The organism is Rhodococcus sp. P3_B8, assembly GCF_056402775.1.
Genome location: NZ_JBFUGT010000096.1, coordinates 1 through 23,040, shown reverse-complemented (window position 1 = coordinate 23,040; position 23,040 = coordinate 1). Strand labels below are relative to the sequence as shown.

General features: G+C 68.5%; 25 protein-coding genes. 5 read left to right on the top strand and 20 right to left on the bottom strand.

The window, feature by feature from the left end; all coding sequences use genetic code 11:
* The 12 genes from AC1D1G_RS24825 to mftA form a co-directional block, all read right to left on the bottom strand.
* A partial coding sequence (locus tag AC1D1G_RS24825; protein ID WP_477954076.1) for an aldehyde dehydrogenase family protein occupies positions 1–647 on the bottom strand: 647 nt, incomplete at its 3' end.
* Positions 648–722: 75 nt separating this feature from the next.
* Positions 723–2,039: a transcriptional regulator gene (locus tag AC1D1G_RS24820; RefSeq protein ID WP_477954075.1), complete on the bottom strand. Its 1,317-nt coding sequence runs from the start codon at positions 2,037–2,039 to the stop codon at positions 723–725.
* Positions 2,040–2,105: 66 nt separating this feature from the next.
* The gene (gene mftG, locus AC1D1G_RS24815) at positions 2,106–3,578 is read right to left on the bottom strand and encodes a mycofactocin dehydrogenase MftG (protein ID WP_477954073.1); all 1,473 of its coding nucleotides are present in this window, start codon (positions 3,576–3,578) and stop codon (positions 2,106–2,108) included.
* Positions 3,578–4,978, bottom strand: coding sequence for a mycofactocin biosynthesis glycosyltransferase MftF (gene mftF, locus AC1D1G_RS24810; RefSeq protein WP_280783591.1), 1,401 nt, complete (start codon positions 4,976–4,978; stop codon positions 3,578–3,580). The genes mftG and mftF overlap by 1 nt, the downstream gene beginning before the upstream one ends.
* 106 nt (positions 4,979–5,084) lie before the next feature.
* A complete protein-coding gene (gene mftE, locus AC1D1G_RS24805; RefSeq protein ID WP_477954072.1) occupies positions 5,085–5,807 on the bottom strand; it encodes a mycofactocin biosynthesis peptidyl-dipeptidase MftE in 723 nt (240 codons plus the stop codon).
* Between the two features lie 40 nt (positions 5,808–5,847).
* Positions 5,848–7,809, bottom strand: coding sequence for a mycofactocin system FadH/OYE family oxidoreductase 2 (locus AC1D1G_RS24800; protein WP_477954071.1), 1,962 nt, complete (start codon positions 7,807–7,809; stop codon positions 5,848–5,850).
* Complete coding sequence (locus AC1D1G_RS24795; protein WP_477954070.1) at positions 7,806–8,618, bottom strand: mycofactocin-coupled SDR family oxidoreductase; 813 nt, start codon at positions 8,616–8,618, stop codon at positions 7,806–7,808. The genes AC1D1G_RS24800 and AC1D1G_RS24795 overlap by 4 nt, the downstream gene beginning before the upstream one ends.
* Positions 8,619–8,626: 8 nt before the next feature.
* Positions 8,627–10,591, bottom strand: coding sequence for a mycofactocin system FadH/OYE family oxidoreductase 1 (locus tag AC1D1G_RS24790; protein ID WP_477954069.1), 1,965 nt, complete (start codon positions 10,589–10,591; stop codon positions 8,627–8,629).
* A 16-nt stretch (positions 10,592–10,607) separates the two neighbouring features.
* Positions 10,608–11,789, bottom strand: a complete 1,182-nt coding sequence (gene mftD / locus AC1D1G_RS24785; RefSeq protein WP_280783586.1) for a pre-mycofactocin synthase MftD — start codon at positions 11,787–11,789, stop codon at positions 10,608–10,610.
* A 29-nt stretch (positions 11,790–11,818) separates the two neighbouring features.
* Complete coding sequence (gene mftC, locus AC1D1G_RS24780; protein ID WP_037244550.1) at positions 11,819–13,036, bottom strand: mycofactocin radical SAM maturase; 1,218 nt, start codon at positions 13,034–13,036, stop codon at positions 11,819–11,821.
* A gap of 35 nt (positions 13,037–13,071) precedes the next feature.
* Positions 13,072–13,374, bottom strand: a complete 303-nt coding sequence (mftB, locus tag AC1D1G_RS24775) for a mycofactocin biosynthesis chaperone MftB (protein WP_080578158.1) — start codon at positions 13,372–13,374, stop codon at positions 13,072–13,074.
* Between the two features lie 2 nt (positions 13,375–13,376).
* Entirely contained in the window at positions 13,377–13,472 is a 96-nt protein-coding gene (gene mftA / locus AC1D1G_RS24770) for a mycofactocin precursor MftA (RefSeq protein WP_005573048.1), read from the bottom strand.
* A 133-nt stretch (positions 13,473–13,605) separates the two neighbouring features.
* Here mftA and mftR point away from each other — a divergent pair, with 133 nt between their 5' ends.
* Positions 13,606–14,229 carry a mycofactocin system transcriptional regulator gene (mftR, locus tag AC1D1G_RS24765; protein WP_005239471.1) on the top strand — a complete coding sequence of 208 codons (624 nt, stop codon included), beginning with the start codon at positions 13,606–13,608 and terminating at the stop codon, positions 14,227–14,229.
* Positions 14,230–14,267: 38 nt separating this feature from the next.
* A complete protein-coding gene (gene mftM, locus AC1D1G_RS24760) occupies positions 14,268–15,092 on the top strand; it encodes a mycofactocin oligosaccharide methyltransferase MftM (protein ID WP_477954067.1) in 825 nt (274 codons plus the stop codon).
* A 5-nt stretch (positions 15,093–15,097) separates the two neighbouring features.
* Here mftM and AC1D1G_RS24755 read toward each other — a convergent pair whose 3' ends face one another.
* Positions 15,098–16,387, bottom strand: coding sequence for an HNH endonuclease (locus AC1D1G_RS24755; protein WP_283354177.1), 1,290 nt, complete (start codon positions 16,385–16,387; stop codon positions 15,098–15,100).
* A gap of 169 nt (positions 16,388–16,556) precedes the next feature.
* On the bottom strand, positions 16,557–16,661 hold the full coding sequence (locus AC1D1G_RS24750; protein WP_477954066.1) for a DUF6226 family protein: 105 nt from the start codon (positions 16,659–16,661) through the stop codon (positions 16,557–16,559).
* Between the two features lie 142 nt (positions 16,662–16,803).
* On the opposite strand from AC1D1G_RS24750, the gene AC1D1G_RS24745 reads away from it, so the two are divergent.
* Positions 16,804–17,259: a hypothetical protein gene (locus AC1D1G_RS24745; protein ID WP_283332941.1), complete on the top strand. Its 456-nt coding sequence runs from the start codon at positions 16,804–16,806 to the stop codon at positions 17,257–17,259.
* A 20-nt stretch (positions 17,260–17,279) separates the two neighbouring features.
* Here AC1D1G_RS24745 and AC1D1G_RS24740 read toward each other — a convergent pair whose 3' ends face one another.
* Positions 17,280–17,429, bottom strand: coding sequence for a mycothiol transferase (locus AC1D1G_RS24740; RefSeq protein WP_283354176.1), 150 nt, complete (start codon positions 17,427–17,429; stop codon positions 17,280–17,282).
* Between the two features lie 16 nt (positions 17,430–17,445).
* A complete protein-coding gene (locus AC1D1G_RS24735) occupies positions 17,446–17,601 on the bottom strand; it encodes a DinB family protein (RefSeq protein WP_283332939.1) in 156 nt (51 codons plus the stop codon).
* A gap of 189 nt (positions 17,602–17,790) precedes the next feature.
* Here AC1D1G_RS24735 and AC1D1G_RS24730 point away from each other — a divergent pair, with 189 nt between their 5' ends.
* Together AC1D1G_RS24730 and AC1D1G_RS24725 are read left to right on the top strand one after the other, a co-directional pair.
* A complete protein-coding gene (locus AC1D1G_RS24730; RefSeq protein ID WP_283354175.1) occupies positions 17,791–18,093 on the top strand; it encodes a putative quinol monooxygenase in 303 nt (100 codons plus the stop codon).
* A 47-nt stretch (positions 18,094–18,140) separates the two neighbouring features.
* Positions 18,141–18,713 (top strand): putative immunity protein, encoded by a 573-nt coding sequence (locus tag AC1D1G_RS24725; protein ID WP_283354174.1) that lies wholly within the window; start codon positions 18,141–18,143, stop codon positions 18,711–18,713.
* On the opposite strand, the gene AC1D1G_RS24720 is transcribed toward AC1D1G_RS24725, so the two are convergent.
* From AC1D1G_RS24720 to AC1D1G_RS24705, 4 genes are all read right to left on the bottom strand, one after another.
* On the bottom strand, positions 18,700–20,364 hold the full coding sequence (locus AC1D1G_RS24720) for an ABC transporter permease (protein WP_283354173.1): 1,665 nt from the start codon (positions 20,362–20,364) through the stop codon (positions 18,700–18,702). The two genes, AC1D1G_RS24725 and AC1D1G_RS24720, sit on opposite strands and share 14 nt — an antisense overlap.
* Positions 20,361–21,296, bottom strand: a complete 936-nt coding sequence (locus AC1D1G_RS24715; protein WP_280783576.1) for an ABC transporter ATP-binding protein — start codon at positions 21,294–21,296, stop codon at positions 20,361–20,363. The genes AC1D1G_RS24720 and AC1D1G_RS24715 overlap by 4 nt, the downstream gene beginning before the upstream one ends.
* Before the next feature lie 70 nt (positions 21,297–21,366).
* On the bottom strand, positions 21,367–22,053 hold the full coding sequence (locus tag AC1D1G_RS24710; protein ID WP_105412707.1) for a MadR family response regulator transcription factor: 687 nt from the start codon (positions 22,051–22,053) through the stop codon (positions 21,367–21,369).
* On the bottom strand, positions 22,050–23,040 hold a 991-nt coding region (locus AC1D1G_RS24705), incomplete at its 5' end, for a GAF domain-containing sensor histidine kinase (RefSeq protein WP_477954065.1). The genes AC1D1G_RS24705 and AC1D1G_RS24710, both read right to left, overlap by 4 nt.

Here is a 23,040-nt window from a genome sequence, read left to right as displayed (position 1 = left end):
ATGTTCACCACACCGGCGGGCAGCAGGTCGCCGATGACGGAGATCAGGTGCAGGATCGACGCCGGGGTCTGCTCGGCGGGCTTGAGAACGACTGCGTTGCCCGCGGCGAGTGCGGGAGCGAGCTTCCACACGGCCATGAGGATCGGGAAGTTCCAGGGGATGATCTGGCCGACGACGCCGAGCGGCTCGTGGAAGTGGTAGGCGACGGTGTCGGAGTCGATCTCCGACAGTGCGCCTTCCTGCGCCCGGATCGCACCGGCGAAGTAGCGGAAGTGGTCGACGGCCAGCGGAATGTCGGCGTTCAGGGTCTCGCGGATCGGCTTGCCGTTGTCCCAGGACTCGGCGAGCGCGATGGACTCGAGGTTCTCCTCGATGCGGTCCGCGATCTTGTTCAGGATGATGGCGCGCTCCGCCACCGATGTCTTGCCCCAGGCCGGAGCCGCAGCGTGTGCGGCGTCGAGCGCAAGTTCAATGTCCTCGGACGTCGAACGCGCGACCTCGCAGAACGGCTGTCCGGTGACGGGTGTCGGATTCTCGAAGTACTGGCCCTTGACGGGCGCAACCCACTGGCCGCCGATCCAGTTGTCGTAACGCGATTGGAAGGACATGACGGCGTCCGGCGAACCCGGGCGGGCATACACGGTCATCGATAACTCCCTGGTGTCGTGAAACTCGGGTGGAACTGGGTGTGACTCACAACACTAGGGACCGTACCGTTGCAACTACGTTGCGTACTGCTGATCGAACAGATCGATCCTGGACTTGACCTGGGAATACAGGGGTGAACGCGGGTCGAGGCCCGCCAGATACGCCTCCCATGCGGCGACGTCCTCACGGCCGTGGACGGACGTGGTCCATTTGGCGAGCAACCGTTGATCACCTTCCCGCAGCAGCGCCGCCTGGACGCGTGCCCGCAACTCGTCGCGAAGATCCTCGACCCCGGGCGCCTCCGACCCGGGAAGGACCGGGCCTGAGTAGACGTCGAGGGCGGCGGTGAGCTCGCCACGGTCCAGGGCTCCGCGGACCTGCCGGAGGTCCGAGGTCAATTCGGCGAGCAGCCGATAGGGCCGCGAACCGAGGTTTGCCGGACCGAAAACCTTACGCAGGCGCGACATCTCGGCACGAATGGTGACGGCGTCGAGTTCGTTCTCGTCGAGCAGGACCGCGAGGCGGTCGGAACTCAGGCCTTCGGGGTGCTCCGCCAGGAGCAGGAGGATCTCCGCGTGCCGCTGCGACAGCGGGATGCGTTCGGGCCCACGGACCAGTGTCGGCCGACCCGATCCCAGCACCTCCAACCGCAGTACCGTCTCGACGAGCGGGTGCGGTGAACGCAGCTGGTGCAGTCGCAGCTCCGCCTCGGCGGCCGCGACGGTCGCCCTGATCAGCGAGAGCACCTCGGGCACCGCCACCCGCGGACCACCGGTGATGTCGATGGCCCCGACGATCAGTCCGGTCGCGGGGTCGTGGACGGGCGCCGCCGAACAACTCCAGTCGTGCACCGAGCGGCTGAAATGCTCGGCACCGAAGATCTGCACGCAATGGTCGAGGGCCAGCGCGGTACCCGGGGCATTGGTGCCGACGGTGCCCTCACTCCAGTCGGCGCCCTCGACGAAGTTCATCTCCAGTGCGCGGTCCTTGGCGGACGAATCGCCCTCCACCCACAGCAGCTGACCCTTCTCGTCCGTGATGGCCACGAGCAGCCCGGTGTCGGCGGCGTCCTCGACGAGAAGCTTGCGGACCACCGGGCGGATGATCGACATCGGGTGGGACGCCCGGTACGTGGCGAGATCCGCGGACGCCAGATCGACGGCGCGGGCCGACCCGTCCGGGTTCACTCCCTTGCTGGTGCTGCGCATCCACGAGTCGAGGATGACGGAACGGACGGAATTCCCGTCACCGTCCGGGGCACGACCGGCGGGTGCGTGACGCTCGACGAACAACTGATGCGCCGACGACACCCTGCGCGCCAGCATCGCGACGTCGTCTCCCGGGCGCACAGCGACCCACGGATTGCCCCCTGTGGGCGGTTGACTTTGCATCGAACTCCTCCACGGCGTCTCTGCCTACTGTAACCCGCATCACACGGGCCCGTGTCGCCCCCTCGGTCACTCCCGCAGGAAGGTACTGACGCGCTCGGCGACCATCACCGCCGTGGCGTGCGGCCCACGGCTCGGGACCACCGGGAACACCGAGGTGTCGGCGATGGTCAGCCCTTCCATTCCGCGGACGTTGCACCACTCGTCCACCACCGCGCCCGCGTCGTCGCGTCCGCCCATCCGGCAACTGCCGCACAGGTGCAGCGACGTCCCCAGATGCGCGAGCACCGCGCGGTCGGATACCTCCTCGGACAGCGGCACGACCAACGGACCGAGCTCCCGCGAACGGAGCAGTTCCAGTCCGATGGCTTGTCCCTCGCGCAGCGCCCGGCGGTCGGCGGCGGATTGCGCGTAGCGGTATTCGATTCGGGGACGGTCCCGGCGGTGCCGCGACGTGAGCCGGATGTCGCCCCGGCTGTCCGTCACCATGAGCCCGATCCCGAGGATCGGGTCGGGCTGCCCGGATCCGGGGACGAGCACGTCGAACGGCGCCGTGTACGGACGGATCTCGAGGTCGCCGACATTCAGCACCGTTTCGACGACCGGACTGGTGTCGCTGCGGCGGAGCGAGTCCCGGATACGGTACGGCAGAGCCACTTCGGGGTGATCACTGAAGTCGCTGCCCACACCGGGCGCGTCGAGGACGACGGGAATGTCGTTGTCCGTCAGGTGTTTCGCCGGACCGATACCCGAAAGCATCAGCAGCACCGGGGTTTCGACCGGACCTGCCGCCAGCACGACCCGACCGGTGCGGACCGTGCGCCGCACACCGTCCGACTCCACTTCCACCCCGACGGTCTCGTTACCGGAGAACAGAATTCGGACGACATCGGAATTCGCTTCGACCGCCAGATTGGGCCGCTCCCATGCCGGAAGCAGGTACGCCACTGCCGTACTGACACGGTGGCCGCCGTCGACGTTCAGGGGCACCGGACCGATCCCGCCTGCGCCCGCGCCGTTCTTGTCGGGTTCCTCGGGATGTCCTGCACCGAGTGCCGCGGCTCGGAACGCCGCGCTGATCTCGCTCAGCCGCTCCGCGGGCTGCCTGCGAACGGGCATCGGTCCGGTCGTGCCGTGCCGGGAGTCGTCGAAGTCGGCGTCACGCTCGAGTGCCCGGAAGGCCGGCAGCACGTTCTCGTACGACCACGACGCGGGCCAGTGCCGGAAATCCGCTTCCGTCCCACGGACGAAGTAGGCGCCGTTGACGGCGCCCGAACCGCCGAGGACGTGCCCCCGCACCATGGCCGAGGGAACGCTTCGTGCCAGCTCCACGCCGTACGTCTCGGCGAACGCGCTGCCCGGACCGACCGGCAGCGTCCGGTAGTCGAGCACGGGACAGTCGGACACCGACCGGTAACCGGGTCCGGACTCGAGGAGGAGGACCGATCGTCCGGGATTCTCGCTGAGCCGGGCGGCCACGACGCATCCACTCGAACCGCCGCCGACGACCACGACGTCGGCGGCGCGAATCGGATCGGCCACTACGACTTCAACCGGGGCTTCAATGCGTCGAGGTCGCGGGCCGTGATGGCGCCCTTCCAGAGCCCGGCGCCGTACGCGACGTCGTCGATCCGCTTGAACACCGTGTGCCGCACCGGTCCCAGCCCTCCGGGCTCCCGGTGGGTCGCCCAGTCGGCGACGCCCTCGGCGACGGCGATCGCGAGCGCGATACGGCGAATCCGTTTCGACAGCAGCACCGCCAGCAGAGTGATCGGCCAATAGTGGCGACACATCGCGGACGCCAGTTGCCAGGCACCGCCGGCGAAGCCCTGGGCCGCAAGGATCGCGGCGATGCGGGTCGGCTGGTCGAGGCCGGTGAACATGCGGCGCAGGCGCAGCAGCATCATCGCGAGTGTGGCGACGGCGCCGAGCAGGCCGAGCCGGGTGCAGGTGGCGGCGGCGAGGCACGCGAAGAACGTCCACGGCGACATCGACAGCGGGGGAACCATCCCCGAATGCCTTGCCGCCAGCGGCGCCGCACCGGTGCCGTAGAACAGCTTGCGGTCGAACCACTTTCCGAACGTCACACGGTGATCGTGCGCAACGTGAGCCACCGGCTCGTACCGCAGTCGCCAGCCGGACTCCTGGAGTCGCCAGCACAGGTCGACGTCCTCCGCCACGTGCATGGACTCGTCGAAGCCGCCGAATTCGTCGAGCACCTCGCGGCGGGCGATCATCGCGGCGCTCGGGACGTACGACACCGGGCCGCCGGACTGGACCGCGGACTCCTTACGTCCGAGGTCGAGGGAGGAGCGGGCGTGCTCGTACCGCGCGAGTGTGCTCGCCTCGGGTTCGAGCGCCACGATTCTCGGGGCGACGAGTGCGACCGCGGGATCGCTGAAGTGGCCGAGCATGACCTCGATCCAGCCGGTGCGCGGCAGGACGTCGGAGTCGAGGAACGCCACGAACGGAGTTGCGGCGTAACGCAGACCGGTGTTCCGTGCCGCGGCCGGTCCCTTGGCCGTCTCGTGGCGCAGAACGGTGACGCGGCCACCGCACCCGTTCTGCAGCACGGGGGCGACGATCGGGACGTCGGATCCGTCGTCGACGACGACCACCTCGAGTCCGCGGAGCGAGGCCAGCACCCGGTGCAGCCCCGACGCGTTGTTCTTCACCGGAATGACAACGGTGACATCCCGGGGCGACGGAGTACTCATGGGGCGCGGGTTGGCGACCCCCGAATCGAGGAGGCGGCGTGCAACGACCGCGGACTGCGGATCGACGACCTCGAGGTAGCCGTCTCCGATCATGGCCGCCGCGGTGGGTGCCAGCTTCAGCATCCGAGTCGGCGAACCGCCGATGAGCACTCGACCTCCGGAATATGCGCGTACCTTGGGGTCGATTCGGATCCCGAATCCGTCGGGAAGTCGAGCTTGGCGCATCAGTCGATCGTAGGCGGATCGGAGAGCGCTGGCAGGGCATGCCGGAAATTAGTCGCGTCGGCATGCCGGAAATCCGCCCTCGGCAACTCGAGGACGCCCGTGCGGGTCATTGGAGCCTCCCATCGGCGCCCGGTTCCGACCGGAGCCTTCCATCGGGGCCCGGTTCCCACCGGGCCAGTGCCTTGGTGACTGCGTGGACGAGTACGCCGAAGATCTGCGCCCCCTCCGCGGCCGTAGCGCCCGTCGGGTCACCGAGCACGCCGTTGGCCGACACGGCGACCATACCGCCTTCGCGCAGTCTTGGCATCAACCTCGCAATAGGTTCCGCATTACCGGCTTCAGCCCTGGACAACCTCACCCGACCGGGTGAAAGGTGTAGCAACAAGGACGTTTCCGTACGCCCGGCATGGGCGTCCGCCCCGGGTACCGCACACGGCACCCACGCCACATCGCGGGCCTCGTACCGAAGCAAGGCGACAGCCTTGACCAGCGCGGGCCCGTTTCCGCCGTGCCCATTGACGAACAGCACACGGTCCGCCCACCGGCACGCGGACCTGCCGTACTCGACCAACACGGTCTCCAGCGCCTCCGCCCCGAGCGAGATCGTCCCGGGAAACCCCTCGTGCTCGCCACTGGCGCCGTAGGCGATCGGGGGCGCCACCAGCACGTGCGGCAGCGCGCGGGACACGGCGTCGGCGATGGCGGTGTCGGTGTCGAGCGGCAGATGCGGTCCGTGCTGCTCGAGAGAGCCGACCGGGACCACGACCGTCGACACGCGGGACACGAGTTCGGGCCACACCGCGTCGTCGAGGTGTCCGGAATGGGGCATCCACCGATGCTAGGCGATGCGGAACCGGCCGCTGCGCGCGCTAGAGCGCGAGCGCGACCCGCTCCCCCTCGATGACGGCGGAATGCGCGCGCCGCGGAGCCAGGGCGTCGCCGACGCGATGAACCTCGATACCGCTGTCGGCCAGCTCTTTCCACAGATCGTCCTCCGGCTGCTGATGCGCCGAGGACACCACCCAGTCGACGGTGAGCTGTCGCAACTCACCGGTCGGGTGGTGCAGGAGTGTGACCGCGAGCCGCCCACCGTCTGCGGCTTCGCACCCGGTCGGCACCACGTCCGTCACCTGCGTGATGCCCTTGCCGTCCGCCCGCCGGTTCCATCCCTCGAGGTCCAGCGTGATGCCGAGATCCTGGCCGACGATCATCCCCGGTGTGCAGATCGTGACGGCACACCCGGCGTCGGCGACGAACTCCGCGACGGACGTGCCCTGATGGAATCCCAATTCGTCGACCACCAGCACCGTCCCGGCCGGACGCGCGCGGTCCTCCAGCACGTCCCGCACGTCCACCACCCGGTCCGACGCGCCCGCCCAGCGCGGTCGGCGCGGACGCGCCCCGGTCGCGAGCACCACCACGTCGGGACGTCCCTGCACCAGTGCCCCGGCGGTCGCGTCGGTGCCGCTCCGCACGTCCACACCGCGCCGAGCGCATTCCGATTCCAGATCGACGACGAGGTCTAGGAACTCGCGGCGGCCCGGGACGACGGCAGCCGTCCGGATCTGGCCGCCGAGAACCGTCGCGCGTTCGAACAGCGTCACGTCGTGACCCCGCTGCGCCGCGGTCGCCGCGGCCTTGAGCCCGGCCGGGCCACCGCCGACCACGAAGACCCGTCTGCCGGGAACGGTCGGTGCGGGCAGCAGGACCGATTCCCTGCCCGCGCGCGGGTTGACGACGCACCCGAGCCACCGGCCCAGCCCCATACGTCCGATGCATTCCTGATTGCACGCCAGGCACGTTCGAATGTTTCCTTCTTCGCCGGCCAGGGCCTTCGCCGCGAAGTCCGGGTCTGCGATCTGGCCGCGCACCACCCCGATCAGGTCGCAGTGCCCCTCGTCCAAAGCCTGGTCGGCCTGGTGCGGATCGGAGAATCGGCCGACGCCGACCACGGGAAGACCGACCCGTTGCCGGATGGCGTTCGGGACGAACAACGCGTACCCGCGAGGGACGGCCATGGAGGCCTCGATCATGTGGAGCGTCTCGGTGGCCATCCCGATGGACGTGTTGATGTAGTCGACACGGCCGTCCGCCTCCACCAGAGCGGCCACCTCCACCGCCTCGTCGAGGCGGACTCCACCATCGAACAGATCCTCCCCCGCGAGCCTCACCCCGAGTGCGCGATCCGGACCGATCGCGCCGCGCACGGCCTCGACGACCTCGAGGAGGAACCGGGCCCGGTTCTCCAACGATCCCCCGTAATGGTCCGTGCGCTGGTTCGTAGCAGGGGCGAGGAAGCTCCGCACCAGCGACGAATGGGAACATTGCAGTTCGATCCCGTCGAATCCGCCTAGGACACAGTGCTCGGCCACGCGCGCGTACCCGTCGACGAGGGTCCGGATCTCCCGCTGATCGACCGCCTTGGGAACTTCGCGGAACAGTGGATCGGGGACGGCGCTCGGCGCCCACAGCGGCCGCCGCGAGTACATGCTCGACCCCTGGCCGCCGTTGTGGTTGATCTGAGCCAGAATCGGGACACCGTGGTGGTGGACCGCGTCGGTGATCCGCCGGTACCCAGGGACGACCTCCGGCCGGTAGCCGGCGATCACCTTCTCGTACGGCCAGTCCCCCGGATGGGTCGCGTGCTCCTCGGAGATGATCAGGCCGGCACCGCCCTTCGCGCGCGCCGCATAGTAGGCGGCGTGCTGCGCGGTGGGCAGGCCGTCGACGGCGTACCCCGTGAGGTGCGCGGAGAAGACCACCCGATTGCGCAGGGTCAGCGGCCCCACGCGCAATCGGGTGAACAGGTGGCGGTACGCGGAGGTGCTCACACCTTGGTGTTGCCCATGTCGACGGCGACCTGACTGCCCGTGACCCTCCTCGAACCGTCGCCGGCCAGCCACAGCACCGCATCGGTGATGTCGTCGGTGTCGGCCAGCGGATGCTCGGTGAGGATGGTGCCGAAGCTCGACAGGTAGTGCGGGTGCTTCTCRAGTATCACGAGGCTGCCCGGATCCGTGCCCATCGGAGTCTTCACCCCGTACGGGTGAACGGAGTTGACCCGAATCCCGTATTCACCCAGTTCCTTTGCCGCGGTCTGGGTCAGTCCGACGAGCCCGAACTTGGAGGCGGCGTAATTCGCCTGCCCCGGAAGCGGCTTGATGCCCGCGACGGAGCTGATCACGATGATCGAACCCCCGCGGCCTCCCTCGATCAGCGCCGGCACCGCAGCCTTCAGCGTCTTCCACGCCCCGGTGAGGTTCACGTCGATCAGCGACTCCCACTGCTCGTCGGGCATCTCCCAGAAGCGATTCCAATTGCAGATCCCGGCGTTCGCGATCACGATGTCGAGCCGGCCGAACTGTTCGACTCCCCGGTCCACCACAGACTTCAGTTGAGCACTGTCACGCACGTCCGCCTGCTCGGCGAGAATCTTGCCGCCCTCGGATTCCACGAGCCGCACCGTCTCGGCCAGGTCGTCCGGCGTCGCCGGCTCGTAGCTGTTGAACTCCGACACCGGCCCGCAGATGTCCACGGCGATGATCGCCGCACCTTCGCGCGCCAACCGCACCGCGTGCGTCCGCCCCTGCCCACGGGCAGCCCCGGTGATGAACGCGACCTTGTCGTCGAACTGTCCCATGAAATGTCCTATCTCTCGTTGACGAGGGTGAACGGATGGTGGTCGAACTCGTTCTGCCTGTGTGCGGTCACGGTCAGCGCCGCGGTGCGACCCTCACGGACCGCCTCGAGGAGTGTCCGGGGAGCCACGCAGTCGCCGACCCGCACCGCATCCGGACGCGACGAGCCGAGGGTGTCCTCGGGGAGACGGTGTGAGCAGTCGATCAGCACGGTGCACGGCACCACCGACTCTTCGGCGGTGTACCGGTTGCGGATCCGCATGCCGTCGTCGCCGATCGAGACGATGCGGCTGTCGAGGTGGCGCGTCACCCCGGCTCGTTGCAGACGGGTGTTGGCATCGGCGAGATCTCCGGTCATGCCCAGTCGCGAACCGGCCACGGAGTCCTGGGTCACGATGCTCACGTCGCGTCCCTGCGCCGCGAGCCATTCGGCGACCGCCACGCCGACCGGTCCGCCGACCGGGTCGAAGACGACGTGGGGCCCTTCCGCCGGCGCGCCGCCATCCAGCGGGTCCGCGGCACCGACACACCGGACGCTCCCCTCGACGGGGAACGGCAGCGGGCTGGGCCTGCTGCCGGTTGCGAGGACCACCGTCGCGCCCTCGCGTTCCGCGGCGTCGATGTCGGCGTCCGAGACAGTGGCGCCGAGACGGAATTCGACCCCGAGGCTGCGGCATTCGTTCTCGAGCCAGTCGGTGAGCGCTCTGAGGTGCGGCGCACCTACGGCTGCCCGCACCATCCCGCCGACCCGGGCCGACGCGTCCGCCACGGTGACGCGGTGACCGCGCAGGGCCAGCACTCGCGCCGCCTCGAGACCGGCCGGACCGCCCCCGACCACCAGCACCGCGCCGGTAGCAACATCAGCGATGCCCTCGACGGGATCGACGGTCTCGTGTCCGGCCGTCGGATTACCGACGCAGGTCACGACCGGATTGCGGGGGTCGAGCACCTGGCACGTCTGATTGCACAGGACGCACGGCCGCGGCACCGCACCGCGCCGGATCTTGACGACGAGGTCGGGGTCGGCGATCTGGGCGCGCGTCATCTCGACGACGTCGGCGACACCCTCGTCGAGCGCCCGGGAGGCGACGGCTGGATCGACGACGCTGCCCTGGAGAACGACCGGGACCACGCCCGCGACGGCGGCCCGGATGTCCCGGCAGAGTTCGGTGTTGAAGGCGGGTGACTGGTGGAAGTCGGGGTGGTACGCGTTCGGTGTCATCGGCCCGCCCCGGACCACCACGAGCAGGTCGAGTGCCTCGGCAAGTTCCCGTGCGTGTCCGGCGGCGATCGACGGCGTGATCCCCGCCCAGGACGTCGCCTCGTCGCAGCTCAGGCGCAGGGACAGGACCCGGTCGGGGCCCAGCTCGTCGCGGACGGCGGCGAGGACCTCCCGGGTGAGGCGCAGCGGGTCGGCGCCGTACTCGTCTGCGCGAACATTGGTGAGGTTCGAATGGAACTGCCGCAGTATCCCTCTCGGTCCGGCGTCGAGCTCGACACCGTCCACGTCCGCGGACACGGCCGCGGCGGCCGCGGCACGGAAACCCTCGACGAGGCCGTCGATCTCCGCCTGCTCCATCTGCATCGGCATCTCACGGGAGATCACGTCGGCAATGCCCGACGGTCCCCACAGCACCGCCTGCGAGTACGCACTCGACCCCTGCAGTCCGGTGTGCCCCAGCCCGGCCAGCACCAGCGTGCCGTGCGGGCGACACGCAGCGACCACGTCCCGCCAGCCACCGACGCAGTCGGACGCCAGCGGAGCCCGCTCGTACGGCCAGTCGGACGCATGGACCGACGCCACCTCGGTGACGACGATCCCGGCGCCGCCACGCGCCCGACGCTCGTAATACGCGACGTGCCGCGGGGAAAGCGCTCTTCCCGCACCGAGATTGGTGGGGTGCGGACCCAGAAGCACCCTGGCCGGGGCGTGGCGGCCGGCCAGGGTGATCGGGTCCGTCAGTTGCGCAGACATCTACGCCGTTCGTCGGTCAGGATTCGGCGCCGAGCACACGGGCGAATCCGGGCGGGATCACGACGTCGGACGGCGTCAGGTCGTGGATGGACGAATGACCCAGCCCGAGCAACGCCGAGTCGATACCTCCGCGGAGGACGTCGAGAACGTTCTCGACGCCGGCCTGACCGTTCGCCGAGAGGCCCCACAGGTACGCGCGGCCGATCATGACCGCCCTCGCACCGAGCGCGACGGCCTTCACGACGTCGCTACCGCGGCGGATACCACCGTCGAGAAGCACCTCGACCTGGTCGCCGACGGCCTCCGCGATGGCGGGCAGCGCGCGGATCGGCGCCGGGGTGCCGTCGAGGTTGTTGCCGCCGTGATTCGACACGGAGATCGCGGTGACGCCGGCGTCGACGGCGCGCTTCGCGTCGTCGACCCGCATGACGCCCTTGAGCATGAACGGCCCGCCCCACTGCTCGCGCAGCCACGCGATGTCGTCCCACGTCGGCAACGGCGTCTGCATCCACTCGCCGTAGGCGCCGAAGAACGTGGGCGGTTCCTGACCGGGCTGCGCCAGGTTCGGGGTGGTCAGATCCGGGATCTTGCGAGTCTTCGCGAACTCGTACAACCACTTTGGACGAGTAATGCCCTCGGGGGCGAACTGGAGCATCGCCTTGAGGTCCATCTTCTCGGGGATGGCCGGGCTACCCCAGTCGCGTCCGTACGAGAACGACCAGTCGGTGGTGATGATCAGGCCGGTCGCCCCCGCGGCGCGGGCGCGTTCCATCCGCTGGATCAACACGTCCCGGGTGCCGACCCAGTACATCTGGAAGAACGTCTGAGGATTGGCCGCCGTGACCTCCTCGATCGACTTGCTCGCGAACGAACTCAGACCGATCGCCGTTCCCCGTGCCGCCGCCGCACGCGCGACCGCGACCTCGCCGTCGGGGTGCACCGCCTGCACACCGGTCGGGGAGATCACGACGGGCAGCGAAATCGGCTGACCCATCACGGTCGTCGACAGCTCACGCTTGTCGGACAAACCGACCACGTGGGGGGCGAACCCCAACTCGGCGAAGGCCGCGATGTTGTCGTCGACCGTCACGCCCCGCTCGGAACCGGCGATCAACGCTGCATACACCGACTTCGGCAGACGCTTCTTCGCGCGACGCTGAGCCTCGGCCACCGTCTCGAAGAACGGATTCTTACCCATGGCAATACCTCTCGTACCTGGCAGACGACTTACGTCTGGTCCATGCCCGCAAGCGGGTTCTCGTCACAAATCTTGGCCGGCGGACGCACCATCAGCGTCAACGGAACCGGCGCCCGCGGAGTCCGGCGCTGGCCGGTGCGGGAATGGTCGACACTGGATTTCGGGATCTCCCCCGCGGCAGCCAACGCCAATTCGCCGTTGCCGATCACACATTCGGGGTCCGGGCCGTCCATCGGCAGCCCGGTGAAGAACTTCGCGGCCATGCAGCCGCCGCGGCAGGAGTCGTAGTGGTTGCACTTGCTGCACGCGCCGCCGGTCTGCGGGGACCGCAGCTCCTGGAACAGCTCCGACGTCTGCCACACCTGCTGGAAACCGCCGTCCGCCAATATGTTTCCCGCGAGGAACTGCTCGTGGATCGCGAACGGGCAGGCGTAGACGTCGCCGATCGGGTCGATCAGGCACACCACCCGTCCGGCGCCGCACAGGTTCAGACCGGGCAACGCATCGCCGTACGCGGACAGGTGGAAGAAGGAGTCGCCGGTGAGCACGCCCTCACCGTTGGCGACCAGCCAGTTGTACAGCTCGCGCTGCTGCGCCTGCGTGGGATGCAGTTCGTCCCACACGTCCGCGCCGCGCCCCGACGGTCGCAGCCGGGTGATGCGCAGGGTGGCGCCGTACTTGTCGGCGAGGGCCTTGAAGTCGTCGAGCTGGGACACGTTGTGCCGGGTGACCACCACGGAGATCTTGGCGTCCTTGAAACCCGCCTCGGACAGATTCTCGAGTGCCCGCACCGCCATCGCGAACGAACCCGGACCACGAACGGCGTCGTTGACCTCGGCCGTCGCACCGTCGAGGGAGATCTGCACGTCGACGTAGTCGCTGGCCGCGAGCCGGGCGGCGACCTTCTTGTCGATCTTCACCCCGTTCGTGGAGAACTTCACCCCCACCTGGTGGGCCGTCGCATAGTCGACCAGCTCCCAGAAGTCCGAGCGAACCGTCGGCTCACCGCCGCCGATGTTCACGTAGAAGACCTGCATACGCTGCAGTTCGTCGATGATCGACTTGCACTGCTCGGTGCTCAACTCCCGCGGGTCACGCCGGCCGGAGGAGGACAGACAGTGCACACACGACAGGTTGCACGCGTAGGTCAACTCCCAGGTGAGGCAGATCGGGGCGTCGAGACCGAGTTCGAACTGGTCGACGAGGCGGCCGACCGGAGCGGAAGGCCTTTCGAGCATGGAGGTCATGGGCTGTGTCCTCTGGTACGGGTGGAGAGAGCTGGTCAGGCGGGGACGATCATGTGCGACTCGGCCAACGTGCCGAGCGCTCGCGCATACTGCGCGGCAGTGTCGTCCCCGATACCCTGCGCCCGCAGTGCGGACCGGGCGTCGGCGTGTGAGGGAAGGGCTTCGACCACCGCGACGATCGTGCGGTTCTTCAGGAACGACAGCTTGCGCGTCCCGAAGTGGTAGAGCAGCGCCCCGAAAGGTTCGGGACGCAGCGCCACCTGCGGATGAAGCTTCCAGCCCACATCGAGATCGATACCGGCGTTGCCGGCCACTGAAGCAGAAGCTGGAGCGGACATGATCAGTACACGCCGCACATGCCGTCGATCGAGACCTCTTCCACCAGGGATTCCTCGACCAAGTCGTTTTCCAGCACGTTGTTGTCGCGATCCGACATGATTTCCTCCTACTGTTCGGTGATACGGCGCGAGCCGGAGGGATGTTCCCCGTCATAGGAGACCGTCCCTGTGACTCGCCTCACCACTGTAATGGCATCGAGTGCAGAATGACAGATCGGGAGGGGACGAAAATTGAGAAGTCGTCGAAAACCATCCAGTCGGATAGGGCGACGCCCGTCCACAACGCAGGATCGGATCAGCACCGTCGGGATCGAACTGTTCACGGAACAGGGGTTCGACGCCACCAGCGTCGACGAAGTCGCCGAAGCATCCGGAATCGCCCGACGCACCCTCTTCCGCTACTTCCCGTCCAAGAACGCGATCCCGTGGGGAGACTTCGACGCACACCTCGCCGAAATGCGCGCCCAACTCGCAGCGCAACCCGACGACATTCCGATCGTCGACGGGCTCACCGCAGCACTCCTGCAATTCAACGCGTTTCCCGCGAGCGAGGAAATCAACCACCGCAAACGCATGGGGCTGATCCTGCGAGTCCCCGCCCTGCAGGCGTATTCGGTGGTGATGTATGAAGGGTGGCGCAACGTCATCGCCGAGTACGTCGCGAGCCGGCTCGGAACCTCACCGACCGACCACGTACCCCGGACCGTCGGCTATCTCCTACTCGGCGTTGCGATGTCGGCGTACGAGCAGTGGCTCGACGACGATTCGCTCGAGCTGAACGAACTACTCGCCAGCGGAATGCAATCGCTCTACGATGGGCTGAGTTCCCTCGGCGAGCCCGACACCCGAACCTGACCCACTCCCGCCATCACCTCTCGGCAAGGTTGCCTCGAATGACTTCCACTCTCGACACGCCCCCTTTCGACTCCCTCGCACCGTGCGAATCCGGGCTGTGGTCACATGGTCACGTCACGGTCGAGCGGGTCGCGGCCGGGCCACTCACACTTACCCGTGACGGCGACCAGTTACGGGTGACGCACGCCCTGACACCCGAAGATCTGAGCGAACGACTCGTCGCCTCCGTCACCGCGTCCATCGAGGACGCCGACTTCGGTCAGGACGAATTCGAATCGACCATGGTCGGACTGGTCCGCTCCACCGTCGACGGTGCGCTCGAAGCGTGGACCGTCTACTACCGCAACTCCCTGAACGAACTGCTGGACGGCACCGCCGACTTCGCACCGATCCACGAGAAGGCGGAACAATTGGTCCGCGGTTCGGTTCTCGACCTCGGGTCGTGCTTCGGATTCCTTCCGCTCCGACTCGCCCGCGCCGGTCGGTCCGTCACGGCAACCGACATCCTGCCCGGCACCATGACCCTCCTCGACGCCGTGGCACCGGAACTCGGACTCGATCTGCGCACCCTCGTGTGCGACGCCGCGCACGTACCGGTTCCCGACAACAGAGCCGACACCGTCACCGCCATCCACCTCCTCGAACACGTGGACGAAAGCATCGGGGCCGCAGTGATATCCGAGGCCCTCCGCGTTGCCCGCGACAGGGTTGTCGTCGCCGTCCCCTACGAGGACGAGGCAACGGCCTGCCATGGACACATCCGCACCTTCGACACCCCGTCGCTCACGAAGCTCGGTGAATCGACGGGACGCCCCTTCGTGGTGTTCGAACACCACGGCGGATGGCTCGTCATCGACTGCTGACCACCTCATGACGCCCACAGATGCGCCGGGGTCGGGAGCGGCGGCGCGGTTGATCTGTAGTGGTGCCCGGTCGGAGTGCCCAGGTCGATGAGGTGGGTGCCGCCGGGGTTGTGTACGGGGCGGGCGGACCATCCGTCGCCTTCCTTCGCATAATTGCACGCCTCGCAAAGCCCGGACCCGTTGTCCGCCGTCGTGGCACCGGATTCTCGGCGTGAGCGGATGTGGTCGTGATGCCGGATCGGCGCATCGCACCACGGGGTGCGGCACGTCCCGTCCCGCAGGTCGATCAGCTGTCGCAGGCCCTTCGGGAACGTGCGCGACTGCGACTCCATCGCCGTCAACGCCCCCGACTGCGGGCAGGTGTAAATCCTTCGTAAGGTGGCCTCGATACCCGACCCCACCGCATCTGCCACCAGTTGCCGGGCAATCCCCGCCGGCACCGGCCCGAATCCCTGCAGCTGCGCGGCCTCGTGCCCGCCGGCCAGCAAGGTCTCGTCCGAGAGCACCAGATTCACCGCGACGGGAACACCACTCGCAGCGGTCCGGCCGGTTCCGCGGTCGAACAACAGGTCCACCATCAGCTGATTGCGGGTGCGACCGCCGCTGTTCCCGGTCGCGATCAGACTGTCCGCATCCCGACCCAACGTGGCCTGCAAACACACCGCCTGCTCGACCGGCATCAACACACTCAGATACGCCATCGAATCCGGCGCCGGCCGTGTCGTGACCCGACGCTCGGACACCGCCGTGCGATGCCGGGCCACCACCGCCGCGGCATCGAGTTCCACCGCCAACGCCTTCGCCCGCGCGATCAGACCCCGGTCGCCGACCCCGTCGAGAGTGGCCGGGTCCGAGCACAACCGGCGGTCCACGATCGCCCGATCCGTGGCTGACAGGCACGCTGTTTCCCGCACCAACAACGTGGCGCGCCATTCGTTCAACCGGCCCGACCGCAACATCGCCAGGGTGTGCGGCATCTCGTGCACCAGAGCCCGCGCGAACCCCAGATGCCGACCGCCACGGTTCGGGGATTCCCTGCGGGCCAACGCAATCTGCGATGCGATGCCGCGGTCCCACTCCACCCGCGGCAACCCCCGAGCCCTGCGGTCCGCGCGGATAGACGTGACGACGTCGTCGGTGATCACCGCCTGCACCGCACATCCGACCGACTTCAACGTCTCGATCGCATCGAGCCACTCGATCCCCAACCCCGCACCCCTACCCACCTCGACACACCGCAGCCGCGCCGTGAACGCACGCAACTCATCCAGATCCGCTGCAATCGGAGCCCCCACAACCAACCTCCCCCAAGGTCGTTCGAAACTTTGTTCGATTCTATCAACCGAACGCGACCACAGCAATAGAAGGTTTCCGACAGGGCCGTCGAACAAATGGGCGTTCGACCACCTCCCGGTACCGCAACCGCGCGCGGGTCACGCGGCAGCGCCGGGCCCGGGAAGGACGTCAACAACGACATCGAACGATCAGGGCCTCGGCGGCCGGGATCAGCGAGGCGAACCGCTCCGGATTCGTCACCCGCCCATACGCGTCCTCCGGTGGGTCCTCCAAAACCTCGGTCCCTCTCGCCTCGGTCCGGCGCTCACGGTCGGCGCCACGACGGTTCAGCTAACGAAATCCGATGACGCAGCGACAGAAGCACCATGCGGACCCGATCGTCAGGAGCGGGCCGCCGGACCCGAAGGAGTATCCGATGACCCACAGGATCCGCAGGTTCCTTGCCGGAGCGGCCGCGTCGTCCGCCCTTGCCGCCGCGGTGGTCGCGGTTGCCGCCGCTCCCGCGCAGGCCGAACCTTCGGCCGACTGTCACACCGGCACCACGCCTACATCGGGCACCTCGCACTGCACGGCGCAGGGCGTGCCCGATGGTATGACTGCGGTCCACATCGGGACCGTCGAGTGCTTCGGCCTGACGCCGCGAGCGATTCCGGGACCCGGGGGTGTCTCGCACATTCCGTGGATTCAGGGCTATCGCCGCGATGGCCTGTGGGTGCCGACGGGGACACCGTCGACCGGATCGTGCGTCGGCGGAATCGGCGCCCCGTGGTGGGAGGTCGGCGTCTCGACGGGCGCCTTCACTACGTGCGGCCTGCAGGAGGGGATCGTCACCTACGTCAGCGTCGGCTGCAATCCGATCCGCCCCCAGTAGGGCACACGGACCGCCAGCGATCACGGAATGTGGTCGGCGAGGATCTGCTCGCGCAGTATGTCGGCGTGACCGGCGTGCTGAGCGAGTTCACGCAGTACCTGCAGGTACAGGGCCCATACGGTGCGCTCGCCCCGGCCGTCGACCGTGTCGTCGAGCGCCAGACCGGCCATTGTCCGCCGGGATGCGTCACAGCGTTCGGTCTTTGACCAATCCGAGCAGCGTCGTCTTCGAGCGCACCAGACGCAGGCGCGCCTGCACGTCGTCCAGACTGCCGCGCAGAGCGGCCCGGTACTCGTCGGGTAGTTCGTCCAACCGGCCACGAAGATCGTCAGTCCACCCCATGCCCGGCATGGTAATCGCCCCCACGCGGCCGACATGTCACATCTGCTGTGGTGGGGAGACGACGACCGCGATGAGTTTCGCGCGCGCATGCTGTCTGTACTGGAGGAGAGGTGCTGTGGCGAAGACAGTCCCGGCCCGAAGTACACCCGACCGGCTCGACACGAGGACGTTTGGAAGAGGAGCGAACCCATGGTCATCGTCGCAGGACACATCACCGTCGCACCGCAGCAGCGCGAGTCCTATCTCGCAGGCTGCGTGAGGGTCGTCGAACAGGCACGCGGCGCAGCAGGCTGCCTCGACTTCGCCATCTCCGCCGACCTGGTCGACCCCGGTCGCATCAACGTCTTCGAGCGCTGGGAGTCGCAAGCGGCGGTCGACACTTTCCGCGGCAGCGGCCCGAGCGACGAGCAAGGCGCGGACATGCTGTCGGCGTCGGTAGCCGAGTACGACGTCGCCGGCGTGCGGGCCCTGTTCGGGGAAGGCACAGCGTGAACGCGCGGCACGGCCCCGCCCCGGCCCCGATGGTCGAAAATGTAGCCATGGCGGGGGAAGCGAACGAGATCGTTCTGAGCAAGCAGGAACTTCGTGAGGTCTCCGCGTTTGCTGCGCGGTGTGCGGAGGTGGTCCTCGAGATATTCGAGGACGATCAGCCGCACGACTCGCGGCCCCGAGACGCGATCACAGCTGCGTGGGAATTCGCGCGGGGTGGAGAACGCGGGAAGTCTCTGCGCGACACAGCGTGGGCCGCCCTCGCGGCAGCCAAGGGAACGAACACTGCGGCTGCGCGCGAGGCAGCGTGGGCAGCGATGTCTGCGGCAGGCGCCGCCTATCTGCATCCGTTGGCCAAGGCCACCCAGGTCAAACATATTCTCGGAGCAGGCGCCCACGCGGCCAGAGCCGCCGAACTCGTCGCCGGTGACGATCGGACCGTCGGTGCCGGGCACGTCGAGCGAGCGGTGCTTCGTGCGACACCGGTCGTCGTCGACGTGCTCGAACGCTTTCCACCGGCACCGGGTGGCGGTGGACGGGTCGGTGAGTTGATCCGCATGCTGGACACCGACCTTCGGCGCCGACCGCCGACCCAGCCGCCCTCTGCCGCTACGAATTCGTGAGGTCGCGCCGACGGAATAGCACCACTCCGATGGCACCGACGACGACGGCGATCACCGCGAGCCAGGCCAGCGGAGTGGCCGTCACGTCCACGGCGGGAACAGGCGGGACGTGTGTGAACGGCGACAGATCGCGGACCGCCTGAGGCAGCCCGAGCAGTGATCCGAGGAAACCGAAGATCAGGCAGACCGCGAGCGCACCCCAGGAGAGCCCGGCCGACCAGGCCGGGACGCCGCCGAACGCCAACACCGCCAATGCCGCGACCACCCCGATCGCCGGTACGAAGACGAGGGCGGCCCCCGTGAGGTGCACGACCTTCCCCGGCGCGTCCTCGGTCACCAGACCGTACGCGAGCCCGGTCGCCGCCCCGGTCAGCGTCTGCAGGACCACGATGCCGACGGCGACCAGGCCGACGTGCGCCAGCATCCACCGCGGACGCGAGACCGCTGTCGCGAGAACGGGTTCGAGTCGCCCGGCCGACTCCTCACCGCGCATCCGCAGCAATGCCTGCACGGCGTAGCCTGCGACCGCGATCGCCATCATGCCGAAGATGGCGGCGAAGTAGGCGTCGACCATGTTCGTCGTGCCGCCGCCGAGCTGTTCCATCATGTCGGCCACCTGCTCGCCCTCGCCGAGGAAGTCGTCGATCTGGTCTGCGATCGCGCCGTACACCACGGCGAGGACGGCGATTCCGAATGCCCACCAGAACAGGATCGTCCGTTGTATCCGCCACGCCGATCCGACCGCCGTCGGCAGCGACCGGGAGGCACGGGCGGGGCCCGGTCGGGTCGGCACGAGCCCCGAGCCGATATCGCGGTGCTCGGTGAGGGCGAAGGCGACCGAGCCGACCGCGAGTGCGAACACGGCGGGCAGCGCCAGAACCCACCAGGCGTTGTCGTCGTACGGACGGACCTGCTCGGCCCAGCCGATCGGCGACACCCACGTCGGCCAGCCGCTCACCACCCGCGTGCCGTTGTTCGTCACCGTGCCCGTCATGTCTCCCACCGCACGCAACAGGAATGCCACGCCCAGGGCGGCCCCGGCCAGTCCGTTGGCGGTGCGGGCACTGTCCGTCACCTGCGCCGTCACCGCGGCGATCGCCGCGAACGCGATACCTGCACCGGCGACGGCCGCGCCGAGCGCCACCGACCCGTCCAGTGGCAGACCCGCCGCCACCAGCACGACGACGTTGAGCAGTCCGAGAGCGAGGTTCGCACCGACCGCCACCGCCAGGGCCGCGGTGAGCAGTGCCTTCCGGCCCACCACGGCGGCCTCGACGAGTTCGGCGCGGCCGGTCTCCTCGTTCTGGCGGGTGTGCCGCACGACCAGCAGGGTGGTCATCAGGCCGGCGGCCAGCGACAGAGGCATGACGATCTGACAGGCGAGCACGGCGCCGGCGCTGTACCCCGACACGAGACCGTTGGTGGCCAGCGCGACCGGCGACGCCGCAGTGGCCATCGCGAAACTGCGCAGGTCGGGCTCCGTGGGATACAGGCCGAGCACGCTCGACGCCGAGAACGCCTGCAGCGCTGCGAGAGCGACTAGCCACACCGGCAACTGGATGCGGTCGCGGCGCAGGGCGAGCCGCACGAGCCGGGCGGTTCCTGCAAACTGGCCGCGGCTCGCCGGCGCCGGCGCCGTCACCGTGCTCACGGCGTCCGCGTCCCCGACTCGGCCCGCCGATGGTTCTCGCCCTCTCTGGCCAGTTCGTCCCCGTAGTGCCGGAGGAACAACTCTTCCAGCGTCGGTGGTGTCGACGTCAGCGACGTGATCCCGAACGTCAGCAGGTGGCGCAGCACCCCGTCGATCGCGCTGGTGTCCACCTCGCACCGGGTGTGCAGGCCGTCGACTCGCACGTCGTACACCCCGTCGACGGCCTCGAGCCCGGTCACCGGCCGCTGCGTGTCGGCGGTGATCGACGTGCGCGTGAGGTGACGCAGTTCCGCGAGGGTGCCGGTCTCCACGGTTCGGCCCTCGCGGATGATGCTCACCCGATCGCACAGCGCCTCGACCTCCGCGAGGATGTGACTCGACAACAGGACCGTCTTCCCCGCGTCGGACATTTCCTCGACGCAGTCCTGGAACACCGACTCCATCAACGGATCCAGCCCCGACGTGGGTTCGTCGAGCACGTACAGTTCGACGTCCGATGCGAACGCGGCCACCAGCGCGACCTTCTGCCGGTTGCCCTTCGAGTACGTGCGCGCCTTCTTCGTCGGATCGAGTTCGAATCGCTCGAGGAGTTCCGCGCGCCGCGGCTCGTCCAGCCCGCCGCGCAACCCCGCGAGGAGGTCGATCGCCTCTCCGCCGGTGAGGTTGGGCCACAGGTTCACGTCACCGGGAACGTAGGCGAGCCGCCGGTGCAACGACACGGAGTCGCGCCACGGGTCGCCGCCCAGGAGAGTGGCATTGCCCGAGTCCGCGCGCAGCAGGCCGAGCAGCACCCGGATGGTTGTCGACTTGCCGGACCCGTTGGGGCCGAGGAATCCGTGCACCTCCCCCGTCCCCACCTCGAGGTCGAGGCCGTCGAGTGCGCGGGTCGGCCCGAACGTCTTGACGAGATTCTCCACCGAGATCGCAGCCATGATGGGGACGCTACGCCGGTTCGCGGGTGGTCACGACGGGTTCCGCTGCCACCGCCGCGACGGGGCCGGATCAGATCAGACCGAGTTTGCCCGCCTCGTACACGGCCTCCGCACGGCGGCCGACGTCGAGTTTGCGCATGATGTTGCTGACGTGAAATTTCACCGTCGTAGCCGAGATGAACAGCCGCTCGCCGATTTTCGCATTCGACAGACCCTTGGCGAGGAGCTGCAGGACCTCGAGTTCACGCTCGGTGAGCCCGTCCCGCGGCGTCGTCTGCCCGTTGAGCGAGCGGATCACCGCCGACGCGCTGCGTGAATCGAATGCGCTCTCGCCGCGGGACACCGCGCGGATGGCGCGTACCAGTTCGGTGGTGTCGACGTCCTTGACCACGTATCCGCGGGCGCCGGCGTGGATGGCGCGGACGACGAGTTGCTCGTCGAGGAACGTCGTGAGCACGAGCAGCCCCATCGTGCCGTCCGCGGCGGACAGCTGGGCGCACAGTGCCAGCCCCTCGTAATCGGAGGCGGCCGACAGCTTCAGGTCCATCAGCACGACGTCCGGCGCGACGTCTCCGACGACGGCCAGCGCCTCCTGCATGGAGGACGCCTCCCCGACGACCTCGAGATCCGGCTCCCGTTCGAGGACCGATCGCAGTCCCTGACGGAGAATCGCGTGGTCGTCGACGAGCACGAGCTTCACCACCGAGGTGGGGCGAGCGGACCCGGTCTGGTCACGCACCGCGGTTCGTATGGTCATCGGTCCACCTCACTGTCGGAATGTAACGGGATCCGGGCAGCAACCCGGACTCCGCCGATCCTGGCCCGCGCCACTTCGAGGGTGCCGCCCAATTCGGCTGCCCGGGCCTGCATGTTCGCCAACCCGCGGTGGTGCCCGTCGAGGTCGTTGTTCGCCGCCATCCGCAGCATCAGTCGCATCCGCTTGGGGTCTCCGTCTCCGTCGTCGGCGACGGAGAGCAGCACCGAATCGGCCGAATACGTGAGTCGGAGGACGGCGCGCGTCGCGTGGGCGTGGACGGCCGCGTTGAACAGCGCCTCGCCGGCGATCCTCAGCAGCGCGTGTTCCCGGTCGCTGGACAGCTCGGCGGGGGTGCCGCCGACGCGTACGGTGACCGCGAGCTCGTCGGGCATGTGCACGACCCCGAGTTGTTCGAGCATCTCGGGCAGGGACGTCCGGTCGGAACCCCCGGAGTGGTTGAGCGCGTAGATGGCCGAGCGCAACTGCTCCACGGCGCGGCGCGTCAACTCCTTGGCAAGGTCGAGCCTCTCGCTGCGCTCGTCATCCGGGACACCGCTCCGGCACACCTCGATCTGCATGCCCGCCGACAGCACCGCCTGCGTGACACTGTCGTGGAGTTCGCGGGCGATCCGGTGCCGTTCCTCGTCGAGCACCTGGTGCCGGTGCGCCGCCCCGAGTTGACGCTGGGTGGATTCGAGTTCGGCGTTGCGCACCGCGAGATCGGAGGCGTTACGACGCGCCTCCGAGTACGCGTGCTCGGCCCGCTCGAGCAGCAGCTGGCCCCGCTGGTAGAGCGCCGAATTCTGCAGGGCCACGGCGGTCTGACTCGCGAGGATGCTGAGGACCGCGCCGTCGGTGGTGTCGAGTGTGCGGTGCTCGGCCGTCCAGGCCGCGAAGGCCCCCACGACGCCACCTTCGAGGACGATCGGCACGAAAGCGTGGTGCGCGTCGATGACGGGGGCGCCCCCGGTGCGCGCGGACCGGATG